16 protein-coding genes are annotated in these 16101 nt (G+C 57.4%); 9 read left to right on the plus strand and 7 right to left on the minus strand.

The annotated features are described in order from the left end of the window. The first annotated feature begins 76 nt into the window (after positions 1-76). The 6 genes from PUZ33_RS23030 (at position 77) to PUZ33_RS23055 (ending at position 6521) form a co-directional block, all read left to right on the plus strand. Positions 77-1480, plus strand: coding sequence for a TolC family outer membrane protein (locus PUZ33_RS23030; RefSeq protein ID WP_252107868.1), 1404 nt, complete (start codon positions 77-79; stop codon positions 1478-1480). Then, the gene (locus PUZ33_RS23035) at positions 1477-3669 is read left to right on the plus strand and encodes a type I secretion system permease/ATPase (RefSeq protein WP_058681207.1); all 2193 of its coding nucleotides are present in this window, start codon (positions 1477-1479) and stop codon (positions 3667-3669) included. The genes PUZ33_RS23030 and PUZ33_RS23035 overlap by 4 nt, the downstream gene beginning before the upstream one ends. A 10-nt stretch (positions 3670-3679) precedes the next feature. After that, complete coding sequence (locus PUZ33_RS23040) at positions 3680-4849, plus strand: HlyD family efflux transporter periplasmic adaptor subunit (RefSeq protein WP_086528237.1); 1170 nt, start codon at positions 3680-3682, stop codon at positions 4847-4849. 323 nt (positions 4850-5172) lie between these two features. Next, on the plus strand, positions 5173-5610 hold the full coding sequence (locus PUZ33_RS23045; RefSeq protein ID WP_072203667.1) for a hypothetical protein: 438 nt from the start codon (positions 5173-5175) through the stop codon (positions 5608-5610). A gap of 253 nt (positions 5611-5863) precedes the next feature. Next, a complete protein-coding gene (locus PUZ33_RS23050) occupies positions 5864-6163 on the plus strand; it encodes a type II toxin-antitoxin system RelE/ParE family toxin (RefSeq protein WP_014832979.1) in 300 nt (99 codons plus the stop codon). Positions 6164-6173: 10 nt separating this feature from the next. After that, positions 6174-6521, plus strand: coding sequence for a HigA family addiction module antitoxin (locus tag PUZ33_RS23055; protein WP_058681205.1), 348 nt, complete (start codon positions 6174-6176; stop codon positions 6519-6521). Positions 6522-6667: 146 nt separating this feature from the next. Here the strand turns inward: PUZ33_RS23055 and PUZ33_RS23065 are convergent, their stop codons facing one another. Beyond that, positions 6668-7399 carry a helix-turn-helix domain-containing protein gene (locus tag PUZ33_RS23065; RefSeq protein WP_058681204.1) on the minus strand — a complete coding sequence of 244 codons (732 nt, stop codon included), beginning with the start codon at positions 7397-7399 and terminating at the stop codon, positions 6668-6670. Positions 7400-7497: 98 nt separating this feature from the next. Here PUZ33_RS23065 and PUZ33_RS23070 point away from each other — a divergent pair, with 98 nt between their 5' ends. Then, positions 7498-7917 (plus strand): nuclear transport factor 2 family protein, encoded by a 420-nt coding sequence (locus PUZ33_RS23070; RefSeq protein WP_020690742.1) that lies wholly within the window; start codon positions 7498-7500, stop codon positions 7915-7917. 93 nt (positions 7918-8010) lie between these two features. Here the strand turns inward: PUZ33_RS23070 and PUZ33_RS23075 are convergent, their stop codons facing one another. Both PUZ33_RS23075 and PUZ33_RS23080 read right to left on the minus strand, forming a co-directional pair. Continuing rightward, the gene (locus tag PUZ33_RS23075) at positions 8011-9192 is read right to left on the minus strand and encodes an aminotransferase-like domain-containing protein (RefSeq protein WP_038420464.1); all 1182 of its coding nucleotides are present in this window, start codon (positions 9190-9192) and stop codon (positions 8011-8013) included. Between the two features lie 19 nt (positions 9193-9211). After that, positions 9212-10099 carry a LysR family transcriptional regulator gene (locus PUZ33_RS23080; protein ID WP_058681203.1) on the minus strand — a complete coding sequence of 296 codons (888 nt, stop codon included), beginning with the start codon at positions 10097-10099 and terminating at the stop codon, positions 9212-9214. A gap of 97 nt (positions 10100-10196) precedes the next feature. Here PUZ33_RS23080 and PUZ33_RS23085 point away from each other — a divergent pair, with 97 nt between their 5' ends. Then, a complete protein-coding gene (locus tag PUZ33_RS23085) occupies positions 10197-10799 on the plus strand; it encodes a short chain dehydrogenase (protein WP_058681202.1) in 603 nt (200 codons plus the stop codon). Between the two features lie 37 nt (positions 10800-10836). On the opposite strand, the gene PUZ33_RS23090 is transcribed toward PUZ33_RS23085, so the two are convergent. From PUZ33_RS23090 to PUZ33_RS23105, 4 genes are read right to left on the minus strand one after another with little or no spacing between them, the layout of a single operon-like run. Next, a complete protein-coding gene (locus PUZ33_RS23090; RefSeq protein ID WP_013098398.1) occupies positions 10837-11835 on the minus strand; it encodes a transketolase family protein in 999 nt (332 codons plus the stop codon). Then, positions 11835-12680, minus strand: a complete 846-nt coding sequence (locus PUZ33_RS23095) for a transketolase (protein ID WP_013098399.1) — start codon at positions 12678-12680, stop codon at positions 11835-11837. The genes PUZ33_RS23090 and PUZ33_RS23095 overlap by 1 nt, the downstream gene beginning before the upstream one ends. A gap of 12 nt (positions 12681-12692) precedes the next feature. Beyond that, positions 12693-13442, minus strand: a complete 750-nt coding sequence (locus PUZ33_RS23100; RefSeq protein WP_058681201.1) for an SDR family NAD(P)-dependent oxidoreductase — start codon at positions 13440-13442, stop codon at positions 12693-12695. A 36-nt stretch (positions 13443-13478) separates the two neighbouring features. Then, positions 13479-14810, minus strand: coding sequence for an MFS transporter (locus PUZ33_RS23105; protein ID WP_058681200.1), 1332 nt, complete (start codon positions 14808-14810; stop codon positions 13479-13481). A gap of 215 nt (positions 14811-15025) precedes the next feature. Between PUZ33_RS23105 and PUZ33_RS23110 the strand changes: the two genes are divergently transcribed. After that, positions 15026-15946 (plus strand): LysR substrate-binding domain-containing protein, encoded by a 921-nt coding sequence (locus tag PUZ33_RS23110; protein ID WP_013098402.1) that lies wholly within the window; start codon positions 15026-15028, stop codon positions 15944-15946. Positions 15947-16101 lie beyond the last annotated feature (155 nt).

The raw sequence follows: 16101 nt of genomic DNA on the forward strand, positions 1-16101 counted from the left end.
TGTAGTACCTGACCCGGGCGCACTGCGCCCGGGCATAAACAATAAAGCTGTACTTATTTTTTATTAGGGACATGACATGGGAAAGATGATGCCTTACTGGTGGCTCTCGTGCTGCCTGATATCTGTGCCCGCACTCTCCGCTAATCCGGCGGCGATGATTAATACCGGACAACTTCGCGAAACGCAGGAACTCCCCTCCCTGAATGGCCGCGTGGCGCCTGTGGCGGGCAACGCCGCCCCCGGCACGCTGCAGCTTTGCGACGCCGTCAACCGCGCCGTCACCTGGCACCCGGCCATCAGTGAAGCGGTAGGAAAACTCTACCAACAGAGTGAAGAGGTGGACGTCGCCAAATCGAAATACTACCCGCAGATTAACGCCGGAATGGACAACGGCTATACCCATGACGGCGATGATAACGGCTTCACGCCATCGCTGGTGCTCTCCCTCTCCCAGATGCTGTACGACTTTGGCAAGGTGGCAAGCCAGGTGCGTGCCGAAAACGCCGGGGTTGCCCAGCAGCAGGCAAACGTGCTGGTGAGTATCGACACCATCGCCCACGATACCGCCATCGCCATGGTGGAAGTGCAAACCTGGCAGCAGATGGTCGACACCGCCAAAGAGCAGCTCGACGCCCTCTCCTCGATTGGCAAGCTGACCCGACTGCGTAACGACGAAGGGGCCACCTCGCTCTCTGACGTGGTGCAGACCGATGCCCGTATCGAAGGGGCCCGCGCCCAGCTCATGCAGTACCAGGCCAGCCTCGACAGCGCCCGCGCTACGCTGATGAGTTTTCTCGGCTGGAACACCCTCAACGAGGTGGGCAACGATTTTCCGCAAAAGCTGGCCCGCAGCTGTGATATCGCCGAACCGGACGATCGTCTGGTGCCAGCGGTGTTAGCGGCCTGGGCGCAGGCGAACGTCGCACAGGCCAACCTTGACTACGCCAACGCCCAGATGACCCCGACCGTCTCGCTGGAGCCGGAAGTGCGTCACTACCTCAACGACCGCTATGCGGGTAACGAAACGCGGGATCGCACGCAATACTCCGCGTGGGTGAAAGTGCAAATGCCGCTCTATCAGGGCGGCGGTCTCACCACCCGGCGTAATGCAGCCGGACACGCCGTGGAAGCGGCGCAATCCACCATTCAGCGCACCCGCCTTGAGGTTCGCCAGAAGCTGCTTGAGGCGCGCAGTCAGGTGATGAGCCTGCTCAGCACCCTGCAGATCCAGGGTCGTCAGGAGGCGCTCAGCGCCCGCACCCGCGAGCTGTATCAGCAGCAGTATCTTGACCTTGGCTCACGCCCGCTGCTCGATGTGCTCAACGCCGAGCAGGAGGTCTACCAGGCGCGTTTTACCCAGCAACAGACTCTTGGCCAGCTGCATCAGCTGCAGCTCAACTGCCTCTACAACACCGGGCAGCTGCGCCATGCGTTCGATCTTGATAACCGCACCATCCAGACCGTGGAGATCCAGCCATGAAAGAGCGTGATATGCCGCAAGCTGAGCCCATGACGGATGACGCCCTGGCCCAGTGGGCGCAGGCCTTTGGCTTTATTGCCACGCGCTACCGCGTCGCCTGCTCTCCCGGCGCGCTGCTGGCAGGCGCACCGTGGCTGAAAGGCAAACCGATGGTGCCCGCCCTCACCCAGCTCGCCCGCGAGGCGGGGCTGTCGTTTCAGCTGCTTACCGCCAGCCAGCAGTCGATCAACAGCTGGCGTCTGCCGGTGGTGGTGGCGCTAAACGACGGCAGGGTTGGCGTGATCGAACATTTCGACGGCGACGATACGCTGGAGGTCAGCTTCTTTGACGACCAGACCTACACCAACCGTTTGTCGATGACGGCGATGCTGCCCGCCATCCGCCACGTTATTGCCCTGCGTCCGCTGGCAGCGCTGAAGGACAGCCGGGTGGACGCCTATATCTCAAAATACCGCCCGGACTGGCTCTACCGGCTGGTGATGCGCGACCTGCGCCCCTACAGCTGGGTGATGCTCGCCGCGCTGTTTATCAACGTGCTGTCGCTCTCCGGGATTGTCTTTTCCATGCAGGTGTACGACCGGGTGATCCCCGCCCAGTCCTACCCGACGCTGTATGTATTGACCATCGGGGTGCTTATCGCCACCCTGTTTGGCTTCGTGTTGCGCGTGGCGCGCGGGCACATTATGGATCTGCTGGGTAAACGCTCGGATCTGCGCGTTTCGGATCGCGTGTTCGGTCACGCCCTGCGGCTGCGCAACAGCGCGATCCCACGCTCTACCGGCAGCTTTATCTCCCAGCTGCGCGAGCTGGAGCAGATCCGCGAGATGGTCACCTCCTCCACCATCTCGACGATTGTCGATCTGCCCTTCTTCTTACTGTTTGTGGTGGTGCTGGCGATTATCGCCCCGCAGCTGGCGTGGATCGCCCCGGTGGCGGCGGTGATCATGGTTCTGCCCGGCCTGCTGCTGCAGAAGAAGCTGGCGGAGCTGGCGAAACAATCCGCCCATGAATCGACCCTGCGCAACGCGGTGCTGGTGGAGAGCGTGCAGGGGCTGGAAGACATCAAGCTGATGCAGGCGGAAAACCGCTTTTTGCAGCAGTGGAACAGCTATATCCAGATCACCGCGGAATCTGGCCTGCGCACCCGCGAGCTGACACAGAACCTGATCAGCTGGGGGATGACCATCCAGAGTCTGGTTTACGCCGCCGTGATCGTGGTTGGCGCACCGATGGTGATCGACGGCACGCTGACCACCGGTTCGGTGGTCGCCGCCTCGATGCTGGCCTCGCGCATGATCGCCCCCATGGCGACGCTGTGCGGCGTGCTGGCCCGCTGGCAGCAGGTGAAAGCGGCAAAAGAGGGGCTGGACAGCATTATGCAGTTACCTACCGAGAACCAGCGCGAGGAGACGCCGATCCGCCAGGATGTGCTGCGCGGTCACTACCTGTTCGAGCAGGCGCAGTTTCGCTATCACCCGGAGGATCCGCGCATGGCGCTGCGCATCAACCGTCTGGAGATCAAGCCCGGTGAGAAAGTGGCGATCCTCGGGCGTAACGGCGCGGGCAAATCAACCCTGCTGCAGGCGATGGCAGGCGGGATGGATCTGGCGGGCGGCGAGCTGCGGCTCGACAACCTCAGCCTGCCGCACCTCGACGTCGCCGATGTCCGGCGCAACGTCGGCTTTATGACCCAGAACGCACGGCTGTTTTACGGCACCCTGCGGGAAAACATCACCCTCGGCATGCCGCGCGCCACCGACGACGAGATTTTCGCCGCACTGGAGTTAACCGGCGCGGCGAGCTTTGTGCAGAAGCTGCCGAAGGGGCTGGACTATCCGATCATGGAGAACGGCGTGGGGCTCTCCGGCGGCCAGCGGCAGTCTATTTTGCTGGCGCGTATGCTGCTGCGCGACCCGAATATCGTCCTGATGGACGAACCCACCGCCTCGCTGGATGAGCATACCGAACGGGAATTTATCCAGCGTCTGAGCGCCTGGCTCGGCCACCGCACGCTGATCGTCGCCACCCATCGCGTGCCGGTGCTGGAACTGGTCGAGCGGGTGGTGGTGCTCAAGGAGGGCATGCTGGTGATGGATGCCCCGAAAGCGCAGGCGCTGAACAACAGCCGCATGCAACAACAGCAGGCAGCCGTCGCAAGGGAGTGGAAAAATGAAAATCAGTCAGCGTGATGCCGCGGCAATGGACGATCTGGATAATGCGCTCGGTTCTGAAAGCGGCTACACCGGCGCGCGACGAATCGTGATCCTCTCTCTGCTGCTGTTTATCGTCCTCGGGATCTGGGCCTGGTTTGGCGTGCTGGATGAGGTCTCAACCGGTACCGGCAAAGTGATCCCCAGCTCGCGCGAGCAGGTTTTACAGTCGCTGGACGGGGGGATCCTCACTGAGCTGAACGTTCATGAAGGCGATCAGGTGCAGGCCGGACAGGTGCTGGCGCGCCTTGATCCCACGCGTTCAGAATCAAACGTCGGCGAAAGCGCGGCACGCTATCGCGCCTCGCTGGCCTCCAGCGCGCGCCTGTATGCCGAGGTGAACGATCTGCCGCTAAAATTCCCCCCTTCGCTGAAGGAATGGCCGGAGCTAATTGCCGACGAAACGCGGCTCTACAACTCCCGCCGCGCGCAACTTGAGGATACCCAGCGGGAGCTGCGCGCCGCGCTCGATCTCGCCAATAAGGAGCTGGCGATCACCCAGCGGCTGGTCAAAACCGGGGCCGCCAGCCACGTAGAGGTGCTGCGCCTGCAGCGGCAGAAAAGTGACCTGGAGCTGAAGCTCACCGACGTGCGCTCGCAGTATTACGTTCAGGCGCGCGAGGCGCTCTCCAAAGCCAACGCGGAGGTGGATATGGTCTCGGCGATCCTGAAAGGCCGTCAGGATTCCGTCACGCGCCTGACGGTGAAATCGCCGGTGCGCGGGATCGTGAAAAACATCAAGGTCACCACCATCGGCGGCGTGATCCCGCCCAACGGCGAGCTGATGGAGATCGTGCCGGTGGACGATCACCTGCTGATCGAAACCCGCCTCTCGCCGCGCGATATCGCCTTTATCCACCCGAACCAGGAAGCGCTGGTCAAAATCACCGCCTACGACTACGCCATTTACGGCGGGCTGCACGGGGTGGTAGAGACGATTTCACCGGACACCATCCAGGACGAAGCCAAGCCGGAAGTGTTCTATTACCGGGTGTTTATCCGCACCAGCCAGGATTACCTGGTGAATAAAGCAGGCAGGCACTTCTCAATTGTGCCGGGGATGATTGCGACGGTGGATATTAAAACCGGAGAGAAAACGGTGCTGGATTATATGATTAAGCCGTTTAACCGGGCGAAAGAAGCGCTGAGGGAGCGGTGATGAAACGCCTTACATCATTTCCTGAAGCCGCCTCGCAGGATTGGATTTCTCCTGGATAACCCTCTTCTTTTTATGGTTAACCGGGCGTATGTTCCTCCCACGCCAGCAAAATCTGGCGTCGGGATTGGCATCCCGGTTATGATTGGAGACGGCGTAAGTCCTTGTTACGCCGCACGTCTGGCTACATTCCAATGGTGGGCTGGGCGGGGGCGTCGCAAGACGCGCCGGTACACTCCAAGCCGGTAATGCCAACTCCGTTCAGACCTGCCACCCGGAAATTGGCATTTCCGCGGCCGGGTTAATTACCTGATTGGAGAAAAATCATGACCACCAGTAACGCACTTTTCACGACCCCTTTCGACTGCAACACCGACTTCATCGATCTTGCCGACAATTGCCAACGCTATTGCGAAGCGCTGGTGGAAGAGACCAATCCCGCGAGAAAAATAGCCCTCTGCGGTCGTCTTGCCTCGACTTTTGCCCTGCTCCGCCCAATGCTGCTGGAGCCTATCCCTGAGCACTTACAGGAACGTCTCACCGTCGATCGGTTTCCCGAACGTGAGCCTGTATTCAACACCGAATCCGACCAGCTCTGCCGCTACTGCGAGGAAATTACCCAACTGTTGATGACTGACGCGCTCACGCCCGGATCCGCACGCGTGATGGGGGATTTGCTCTTTGAACTCACTGGATATTTTGCCGACCAGCTAAAAGCCCCGCGCTGGCTGAGGACAGAGGCTGGAATCGCGTTGCTGGGTTGAGCCCGGATTGCCGGGTGGCGGCTACGCCTTACCCGGCCTACATGCCCGTAGGCTCGTGCAAGCGCAGCGCCGCCGGGCATAGAGCCATACGCCAGAAGTGGAATCCACCTCGGAGAATTAACCTTTAGTCATGCATCCTACTTCCCTTCAGCCATTCCCCTAGTAACATAACAGCAGACAGAACTGCACTTGCGCACTGTGCGGGGGTGCATTATTATCCACTCAGCTTCATGGACTGGAGCTTACCAGCATTATGATTAATCATTTTCGGGATCAATGGCTTGAGGATTTTTTTCTTTACGGGAGATCGAGCAATGTTATTCCTTCAAATCTGGAAACCGTTCTTGCAAGAAAGCTCGACCTCATCAATGCAGCCATCTCGCATCGGGATTTGCGTTCACCACCGGGCAATATGTTTGAAGCATTGAATCCGCCGCTGAAGGGATATTCCTCAATCCGGGTAAACAGACAATACAGGCTTGTATTTCGCTGGGCAGAGGGAAAAGCAGACGATCTCTATCTCTCTCCACACAAGTACACGCAACACAAGTGAGGCACCACCTATGATACTTCAACAGGCACTCCGCAAACCCACCACGCCGGGCGACGTGTTGCAATATGAGTATCTTGAACCGCTCAATCTGAAAATCAGCGATCTGGCGGAGATGCTAAATGTACACCGCAATACCGTCAGCGCGCTGGTAAATAACAATCGCAAGCTTACCGCCGATATGGCGATAAAATTGGCAAAAGCCTTTGATACCACTATTGAATTTTGGTTGAACTTACAACTGAACGTCGATATCTGGGAAGCACAATCAAACGCCAGAACGCAAGAGGAGCTAAGCCGTATAAAAACCGTTGCGGAAGTCATAGCGAAGCGTAAAGGTGGCCAACCGGATGTTGCCTGATTCGGCACAGCATTTACCTACTTAATACTTTTTCAGGAAGAAATCATGCGCCAACCGGGAAGTCACGTTTAATGCCGAATTTCAGGATATCGCCTGGGTTAATCCGGAATCGTTAAAAGAGCGGGATCTCAACGACGCCACGCGCATTACCTTCGCCCAAAAGGGGCTTCTTTAAGCGCCCACTGCCCCGGCGTTTTACCGGTCCACGCGCTGAAGACCTCAATGAATGCGCTGACGCTGCTGTAGCCGCAGGACAGCGCAATCCACCCCACCGGCTTCCCCGCGGCCAACCACTCCATTGCCTGCATTACCCGCGCCAGTTGCCGCCAGTTAACGAAGTTCATTCCGGTCTGGGCACGAAACCGACGGTTGAACGTACGCACGCTCATCCCCGCCTGGCGGGCATGGCTCTCAACCGTCTGATTATCATCGACAAACTGCAGCAGATGCCTGACCACGTTCTTCAGACGCGGATCCGTCGGCACGGGCAGAGAAAAGTGCACCTGGGGTGCCACGGCAAGCTCATCCAGCAGCAGGGTGAGCTTTCGCGGATCGTACTCGCTTTCAGCAACGCTTAAGCGGGAAAACAGTGCATGGGTAAGATCGTCGGGCTCGAACAGGGCGGGCACATCGGGAAGCCTTGAACAGCAGGCGGGGTCAAGATAGATGGCGCTGCCTTCTATCGCGCTTTCAGAAAAGGCGGCGTGCTGATTACCTGGCGGGATCCAGCCGATGTGTTTTGCCGGTACGACCGAGCGCCCCCGCTGCGACTCAATCACCAGCAGACCCGTTGCAATGCGCCACAGCTGGCCAGCGCGATGGCTGTGCCAGGGGGTTCGGTACCCGCCAGGATGAAGGAGTGTCTCAGTACTGACCATATCATTTTGACCGAAAATCGTTATTCATCGGCATATTACAGAAACTGCGTCTTCTGCTGTCAAGGATAATGGCGACTAAACCACATAAGGAGCCCCTAATGAGCATAATCACATCCCTGATAGCCGATACCGACAACGCCGCACAGCGCGAAAAGATGGCGTGCCTGTTAACCCGCTTATTCAACGGCGATATCGATCCGGCAGAGGTCTTTACGCCCGATTACCAGCAGGTTACGGACGGTCACACGCTTGATTACCGGGGATTTATCCAGCACCTGAGCCACGTCAGCTCGCAGACTCGCACGATCGCCTTTACCGTGGCGGAGATAGCCTGTCATGACGAACTTCTGGCTGACCGACATATCGTGACGGTCACGTACCCTGGCGGTCGTCAGGCAGAGATCGAGGTTTACCTGTTTGCCGCGCTGCGTGAAGGGAAAATCTGGCGGATCCATGAAGTCACGCGGGCCCTCAGCGGCGATGCTTCAGATCGCACGCTGGCCCATGCGACAGAGTAACGTCACTGTGGCGGGCGCGATGAGGTAAGGTTATACACCTCAACAAAACGCGTATTGCGCATAACGGCAGGAGCGCCATTATGCGCAGGTCTTTTACAGCGATTTTTTCAGGCGACGAACCGCCTCTTTCAGCTCTTCATCCGTTGGCGTGACAAACGACATACGCAGCGTCGAATGGTCTGGCTCATTGCAGTAGAAAAATTCGCCCGGCACAAATACTACGCCGTTACTTAACGTCTTTTCCAGCCAGCGCGTGGTATTACTACCATTTTTCATATTCGCCCACAGGAACATGCCGCCCTTCGGCTTGTGGAACGACATCACATCGCCCAGCTCGGCTTCCAGTTCGTTGGCGAACGTCTGGTACTTCTGACGATAGGCTTCGCGGATCATTTTGATCTGCCCGGCCAGACGCCCGGTTTTCAGGTATTCGTAAGTCATCAGCTGCGACAGCGTACTGGTGTGCAGATCGGTGGTTTGCTTCAGGTTCACCACCGCACGCTTCAGCCACTCCGGCACCAGCACCCAGCCCACACGGGTGCCCGGCGCGAGAATTTTAGAGAAGGTTGAGGTATACACCACGTTCTCTTCGTTGCCGATATCTTTGGCATGGGCAATTAACGGGCGGAAAACTTCGTCGGTGTAATTGATTTCACTGTACGGATCGTCTTCGATAATCACAAAGTCATAGCGCTTCGAGAGTTCCACCAGCTGTTTACGGCGCGCCTCAGACAGCGTAACGCCACCCGGGTTACCAAATGTCGGCACAATATAAACCGCTTTGATGGGTTTATTTGCCACCAGGGCTTCGAGTTCATCCACTTTCATGCCGTCGCCATCGGTGCCAACGGATTCGAAATTCGCCTGCGCCAGACCAAAGACCTGCAGCGCGGCAAGATAGGTTGGGCGTTCGACGACGACGGTATCGCCCGGATTAATTAACGCGCGCGCCAGCACGTCGAGGGATTGTTGTGAACCGGAGGTCACGACCACATCATCCGCTTTGCAGCGGATCCCGCGCCCTTCGCAGATGCGCTGAATCTCTTCCCGCAGTCCCGGCACACCCTCGGTCAGACCATACTGGAAGGCTTCACCAAAATGCTGCGACAGTACGGCATCAGCGGCGATTTTCAGGCCTTCGTGATCGAACAAAGCCGGGTTAGGAATACCCCCACCCAGCGAAATGACGCCTGCCATTTTGCTATGTTTTAATAATTCACGGATGGCGGAAGATTGCAGGCCCTGCGCGCTGCTGGCGAGTTTGTTTGCAGACATTCTTTGATTACCTTCTTTTTTATATTGTGCCCAATCTTAGCAGAATATGAGCAATAAATTCCGTTAGCTTCGGGAGGGGACGTAAATCCTGACGCCACAGTAAATGCACCGGCCTCGGCGCGGGTGTAAACGGCTCCAGAACCCGAACCAGCCTGCCGCTTGCCAGCTCTTCCGCCACCAGCACCTCCGGCTGCAGAAGCAGCCCTGCCCCGGCGCGCGCCGCCATGCGTAAGCCGTAGCCGTCGTTGCATCGTAAAATGGCATCGCGCTTCCAGCGCACTTCGCCCTCCACACCAGGCAACCGCCATTCGTTACGCGCGGTCCATACCGTGTGGGAAAGGCAGAGATGGTCCACCAGATCGGCAGGCGTTTGCGGCGTACCGTGGCGCGCCAGATAATCCGGCGACGCGCAGATCACCATGTTGTAAGGGCACAGGTATTTCGCCACCAGATCGTCATTGCGAATATCACCAATGCGAATGGCCAGATCGACCCCCTCTTCCACCAGATCCACCATCCGGTTAGTGAGATCCAGTTCGATACGCACTGCCGGGTAGCGCTGCAAAAAGGTGGCGGTTAGCGGCGCGATAACGCAGCCGCCAAACGACGTAGGTGCCGTCACGCGCAGGGTGCCGGCCGGCGCGGCACGCAGGCGTTCCACCGCGTTTTCGGCAATCGACACCTGCTCCAGCACCCGCTTCGCCTCGTCATAATAGACCCGTCCGGCGTCGGTCAGGCTTTGACGCCGCGTATTGCGCTCAAGCAGACGGGTGCCAAACTGTGATTCCAGCAGCGCAATGTACTTCCCCACCATCACCGACGACATATCCAGCCGGGACGCCGCACCGGTGAAGCTGCCGCTTTCCACCACGGCGATAAAGGTTTCCATGCCGCGAAGCTTATCCATATTACAAACCTCTGGTTAGCAATCTTCTAACTTTAGCCCAGTTTATCCGACTTTTAATTTATTAAAGAATCAAGGCTCACAACATGAGGAGTCGGCTATGAAAATCATCATTATTGGTGCCAGCGGTACGGTCGGTCGTGCAGTAACGGAGGCGCTCACTCGTCGCCACGAAGTGATCCGCGTGGGCCGTACGCAGGGCGATGAGCAGGTGGATATTACGTCACAGGCGAGCGTGCAGGCGCTGTTTGAAAAGGTTGGCCCGGTGGATGCGATTGTCTCCGCCAGCGGCGGGTTGTACTTTGGCCCCCTCGCCACCATGAAGGACAGCGATTTCAATCAGGGGTTACAGGATAAATTGCTCGGACAGGTGCGCCTGGCGCTGACCGGCCAGCACTACCTGAACGATGGCGGCTCCATTACCCTGATTAGCGGGATTGTGGCGCACGAGCCCATCGCGCAGGGCGTCAATGCCACCACGGTGAATGCCGCGCTGGAAGGGTTTGTTCGCGCTGCCGCCTGCGAGCTGCCGCGCGGGATCCGCATCAACCTGATAAGCCCTACGGTCCTCACCGAATCGGTCGAAACGTACGACGGCTTCTTCCCGGGCTTTGAAAGCGTGCCGGCCGCCACCGTGGCGCAAGCCTATCGCCGCAGCGTGGAAGGGGTGCAGACCGGGCGGGTGTATAAGGTGGGTTACTGAAGCAGGAAAGGGGCGAGGAACGCTCGCCCCGTCACGATCAGAGCCTGCGTCGGATTTTCTCCACCATAGCGGTGGTTGAGATCCCGTAGCGGTCGTGCAGGGTTGGCAGCGCACCCGCATCCAGGAAAGCATCCGGCAGTGCGACGGTATCGAAATCCACGTTCACGCGGTTGCGCATTAACAGCGACGCGACGGCCTCACACAGCCCGCCAACGCTGCTGTGGTTTTCCGCCACAATAACCAGCCGTCCCGGCTTCGCGGCCTGCGCCAGAATGGTCTCCTCATCCAGCGGTTTAATGGTGGGCGAGTGCAGTACCGCCACGCTGACGTTATCCTTACGCAGCTGCTTTGCTGCCTCCAGCGCGCGCATGGTCATTAGCCCTGAGGCGATGATCAGAACGTCGCTCCCCTCTTCCAGCAGCGCGGCTTTGCCCAGCGTAAACTGGTAATTGTACTGGTCCAGCACCACCGGCACCTTGCCGCGCAGCAGTCGCATATACACCGGCCCATTGTGCGCCGCGATCGCCGGTACAGCCTGTTCGGTGTCTATCGCGTCGCAGGGATCGATGATGGTCATCCCCGGAATACCGCGCATAATCGCAATATCTTCCGTCGCCTGGTGGCTCGGACCGTAGCCCGTGGTTAACCCCGGCAGTGCAGCGCATATCTTCACGTTGAGATGCTCTTCGGCGATAACCTGATGAATAAAATCGTAGGCACGACGGGTGGCAAAGACCGCATATGTCGTGGCGAAGGGAATAAACCCCTCTTTTGCCATTCCCCCGGCCGCGCCCATCAAGAGTTGCTCCGCCATTCCCATCTGGAAGAAACGTTCCGGATACGCCTGGGCAAAGATATGCAGATCGGTATATTTCGACAAATCCGCCGTCATACCGACAACTTCCGGGCGCTGTTCCGCCAGCTTCACCAGCGCATGGCCGAACGGTGCAGAGCGCGTCTCCTGGCCGTCTTCCGCAATAGAGGCAATCATGGCCGACGTGGTTAAACGCGGTTTTTTCTCCGTTATCTGGCTCATTACAGCACTCCTTCAGGTTTGTTGGCATCCAGCACGGCGAGTGCCTTTTGCCACTCGTCAGCATCCACGCGAATAAAATGGTTCTTGTCACGTTGTTCGAGGAAAGGCACACCTTTGCCCATCAGCGTGTCGCACAAAATGACGCGTGGCTGGTTTTCCGGATAGCGTCTGGCGTTATCAAACGCCGCCACCAGCGCAGGGACATCGTTGCCATTTACGCGCTGCACATACCAGCCGAACGAGGTCCATTTATCTTCCAGCGGCTCAAAGCCAAGGATCTTGTGCGAATTGCCGTCTGCCTGCTGGCGGTTAATGTCCACCAGCACGATCAGGTTCGACAGGCCATGGTGCGCTGCAGACATAGCCGCTTCCCAGGTTGATCCTTCGTCAAGCTCACCGTCCGACATGGAGTTAACGACCCATGCCGCGCTCTGCTTGTGCTTCAGCCCCAGCGCCATGCCGACCCCAATACTTAACCCCTGTCCCAGCGAACCACCGGAGATCTCCATGCCCGGCGTGTAAGTTGCCATACCGGACATTGGCAGGCGGCTGTCGTCCGAGCCGTAGGTCTCCAGCTCCTCTTCAGGAATGATCCCGGCTTCAATCAGGGCGGCATAACAGGCAATGGCGTAATGACCGTGAGAAAGCAGAAAACGGTCACGACCTTCCCACTCCGGCTCGTCCGGCTTGAGGTTCATACCGTGGGTAAACGCGGTGGCCAGTACGTCGGCATAGCCCAGCGCCTGCCCGATGTAGCCCTGCCCCTGCACTTCGCCCATGCGCAGCGCATAGCGGCGAATACGCCATGCCGCCGCGGCAACCTGTTGAACTGTGGTATCCGTCATCGTCGAGTCTCCTTAATGGATCAGCATGCCGCCGTTCACGTCGAGCGTGATACCGGTGGAGTAAGACGAAAGGTCGCTGCCAAGGAACAGCGCGGCGCGGGCAATATCCTGCGCGTCGCCGAGGCGGTTAAGCGGAATGCCCGCCAGGATGGCGGTTTTCATCTCATCGCTGAGCTTGCCTGCGGTGATGTCCGTCTGGATAAGGCCGGGTGTAATGCAGTTTACGCGTACGTTATCCGGACCCAGCTCGCGGGCCATCGCTTTCGCCAGGCCCAGCACACCTGCTTTAGCTGCGCTATAGTGGGGGCCGCCAAAAATACCGCCGCCGCGCTGTGCTGATACCGATGAAATGCAGACAATGCTGCCTGACTTCTGCGCGCGCATGGTGGGGATCACCGCCTGGGACATCAGCAGCGTGCCGCGCAGGCTCACGTCCAGCACCGCATCGTAATTTTCGCGCTTAATATCCATCAGCCTGATGGGCTGGGTAATGCCGGCGTTATTCACCAGAATATCGATGCGCCCGTATTTGCCCAGCACCTGCTCAATGGCGGCGTTAACCTGTAATTCATTGCTGACGTTCGCCGCAAGACCCAGATGTTCGTCGCCCAGATTCGCCGCCGCTGCCCGGCTGGCTTCGGCATCTAAATCAATAATCACCACCTTCGCGCCCTGCTCAGCATATAATTTAGCCGTGGCGAAACCCAAACCGCGTACGGAAGCCGCGCCGGTAATGACGGCGACTTTATCTTTCAATAGCATATATTTACTCCATTCTGACAAGAGGGATTTAATTGCTTATTTCGGCTCTTCCAGCAGCATAATCATAATTAAGCCAATGGCCGCGCAAATACCGAAATAAATAAACACAGAATTAAAGCTGCCTGTTTTATCCAGCAGATAACCTGCCAGCATCGGGGAAACAAATCCGCCGAGATTACCGCCGCTATTGATAATAGACGCGGCAATCGGATAGGTTTTACCGTCCGCGACGGCCATGCCGTAGGCCGTAAAAGCAGGCCAGCCGATATTCAGACAGAGGCCCACAAAAAATAGCCCGACGCAAACCGCAACGGTGCTTTGCGGAATATTCAGCATAATGACCATCATTAAAACGGTGCTGATGGCGGTAAACATCATGGTCGGCTTACGCCGACGGCCGAGCAGTTTGTCGGATACGTAACCGCCAAAAATCGCCCCGATAAAGCCGCCGATGCACGGCATGCTGGCGACCAGCCCCATGCTCATAAACGTAAAGCCTTTCTCTTTCACCAGATAGAGCGGGATCCACGTCAACAGGCCATACAGCACGCTGACCATCATGAAATAGGCCAGACAATCGCCGAGGATATTCTTTGAGGTAAACAGCCCTTTTACCGTGCTCACCGGGGCTAAGTCCCGCACGCGAATCAGGCGGTCAAGGCGCGCAAAGCCCGGTGAAATCACGATGTTTTCCCGTCTGGCATCCGGCGTCTCCTGACCCACAGTAATGGTCTCCAGTTCGGCTTTAGAGACGAATGCGCTCTCTGATGGTCTGGTGCGCACCAGCAGATACCACAGAACGGCAATGACCAGACCGGGGATCGCGAAGGAGAAGAAGACCCAACGCCAGCCCCACGTCATGGCGATCCACACCGCCAGCGGCGGCACGAGGATCGGCGCGAACATGGTGGCCGCGATGTAGACGCCGGTGGCGGTGGCCTTCTCCCTGGGGGGAAACCAGTTATTGATGGTGGAGGCCAGCCCGACAGGACACGGCCCCTCCGTTAACCCCAGCCCCAGACGAATAAACTTCAGACCCAGAACTGAGGTCGCCGTGCCCATCAGCCAGGTAAACGCCGAGAAGCCGAATATCGACAGCGCCACCATGCCGCGAATACCCTTTTTGGCGATAAAAAAGCCCGCTGGAATTTGGCTCAATGCGTATCCCAAAAAGAACATACTGGCGATGGCACCGGCTTCGAAATTATTAATATGAAACTCATCAATGATAAAGGGCAGTACTGCACCAATATTTGTTCGGTCAGCATAGTTAATGGCATACACAATAAAAATTAATGCCAGCACAACGAAACGGTAATTGGTTTTTTTAGTGTTTATGTAGGGGACAGCATGTTCTATACGAGACATAACTTACCTCATTATTCGAACAACGTGAGTCGTTTTATTTTTACGTTCAAGGTCAATATATCGGCTCATGAATGAAACACCATTCAATAAACCTCATTTATTGCTGAGATAAATTTGATTCGCGATACAGCTCAAAAAAATAACATCGGGATAAAATTGCCCGCATGTCGTCTCAATGTTATGTTTTTTATCAATAAACATGACAGGAGTAGGCTATGTCCGCGCAGGATCGCCAGACGTTATCACTGCCCTCGCTCAGAAATTTGCAGGCATTCATCGCCGTCGCTAACGCATTGAGCATCCATCAGGCGGCCGAACAGCTCAACGTCACCCCCTCCGCGGTCAGCCATCAGATCGCGTCGCTGGAGTCGTGGATGGGCAAGAAATTATTCATCCGCAGCGGCAAAGGGGTTCAGCTCACCCCAACGGGTGAAAAATATCTGCGGGAGGTCTCGGCGGCGATGAGCGCCATCGGACGCGCCACCGATCAGATCGTCAAAGAGAAAGATAACGCCGTGCTTCGGGTGCACTCCTCGCCCACCTTCGGGTTGTCATGGCTGTTGCGCCGCCTGGGTAAGTTTCGCGCCGAATATCCCGATATCACCATCAATCTCACCTGCTCCTATGAGAATCTGCAATTCGCCAGAGATAATATTGATATTGATATCCGCCACGGTATCCCGGACTGGGATGCTTACCGGGTGATGACCATTAAAAACGACACGCTGGTGGTGCTGGCCTCGCCGGAGTATGCGCAAAAACACCCCATCAGCACACCCACCGATCTGCTGCAACAGTCACTCATCTCGTCCACCAGTACTCTGGTGAACTGGGAAAAATGGTTTGCCTGGCACAATATCGACAGGCCCTGGCTCAACTTCAGCCTCAGCTTTGACCGCTCCTATATGAGCTTTGAAGCGGCGCGTATGGGGCTGGGATTTATCCTTGAGAGCAAAATGATGGCGACAGACCACCTGAAAGATGGCTCACTGGTGCAGGTACTGCCGGATGAGATGGGGATCGCCATTAACGCACATCATCTGGTAATGCCGCATATGCATGAACGCGCGTGGAAGATCCAGCAGTTCGTTGAGTGGATTGACCGGGAGCTGCGGCTGTCGGGTTATCATCTGTAACGTCGGGTGGCGGCTTCGCCTTACCCGACCTTGTATTATCCTCCCGTACAGAAAGAACCGGCCAGTTCTTTCTGTCAGGCAGTCCCCATGCCGTACCCGGCCTTAGGCCACGAGCCTGTATTGTAGATCCCTGCAGTGGACTGCCCCTTCTCCAC

This window comes from Enterobacter cloacae complex sp. 2022EL-00981 (assembly GCF_028737495.1).
Classification (GTDB): domain Bacteria; phylum Pseudomonadota; class Gammaproteobacteria; order Enterobacterales; family Enterobacteriaceae; genus Enterobacter; species Enterobacter cloacae.

Excerpts from the sequence above, each read along its gene's own strand:
- PUZ33_RS23100 (WP_058681201.1), bottom strand. The coding sequence starts at position 13,442 with ATGCTATTGAAAGATAAAGTCGCCGTCATTACCGGCGCGGCTTCCGTA.
- PUZ33_RS23045 (WP_072203667.1), top strand. The coding sequence starts at position 5,173 with ATGACCACCAGTAACGCACTTTTCACGACCCCTTTCGACTGCAACACC.
- PUZ33_RS23090 (WP_013098398.1), bottom strand. The coding sequence starts at position 11,835 with ATGAGCCAGATAACGGAGAAAAAACCGCGTTTAACCACGTCGGCCATG.
- PUZ33_RS23110 (WP_013098402.1), top strand. The coding sequence starts at position 15,026 with ATGTCCGCGCAGGATCGCCAGACGTTATCACTGCCCTCGCTCAGAAAT.
- PUZ33_RS23070 (WP_020690742.1), top strand. The coding sequence starts at position 7,498 with ATGAGCATAATCACATCCCTGATAGCCGATACCGACAACGCCGCACAG.
- PUZ33_RS23085 (WP_058681202.1), top strand. The coding sequence starts at position 10,197 with ATGAAAATCATCATTATTGGTGCCAGCGGTACGGTCGGTCGTGCAGTA.
- PUZ33_RS23055 (WP_058681205.1), top strand. The coding sequence starts at position 6,174 with ATGATACTTCAACAGGCACTCCGCAAACCCACCACGCCGGGCGACGTG.
- PUZ33_RS23105 (WP_058681200.1), bottom strand. The coding sequence starts at position 14,810 with ATGTCTCGTATAGAACATGCTGTCCCCTACATAAACACTAAAAAAACC.
- PUZ33_RS23095 (WP_013098399.1), bottom strand. The coding sequence starts at position 12,680 with ATGACGGATACCACAGTTCAACAGGTTGCCGCGGCGGCATGGCGTATT.
- PUZ33_RS23050 (WP_014832979.1), top strand. The coding sequence starts at position 5,864 with ATGATTAATCATTTTCGGGATCAATGGCTTGAGGATTTTTTTCTTTAC.
- PUZ33_RS23040 (WP_086528237.1), top strand. The coding sequence starts at position 3,680 with ATGGACGATCTGGATAATGCGCTCGGTTCTGAAAGCGGCTACACCGGC.
- PUZ33_RS23075 (WP_038420464.1), bottom strand. The coding sequence starts at position 9,192 with ATGTCTGCAAACAAACTCGCCAGCAGCGCGCAGGGCCTGCAATCTTCC.
- PUZ33_RS23035 (WP_058681207.1), top strand. The coding sequence starts at position 1,477 with ATGAAAGAGCGTGATATGCCGCAAGCTGAGCCCATGACGGATGACGCC.
- PUZ33_RS23080 (WP_058681203.1), bottom strand. The coding sequence starts at position 10,099 with ATGGATAAGCTTCGCGGCATGGAAACCTTTATCGCCGTGGTGGAAAGC.
- PUZ33_RS23030 (WP_252107868.1), top strand. The coding sequence starts at position 77 with ATGGGAAAGATGATGCCTTACTGGTGGCTCTCGTGCTGCCTGATATCT.
- PUZ33_RS23065 (WP_058681204.1), bottom strand. The coding sequence starts at position 7,399 with ATGGTCAGTACTGAGACACTCCTTCATCCTGGCGGGTACCGAACCCCC.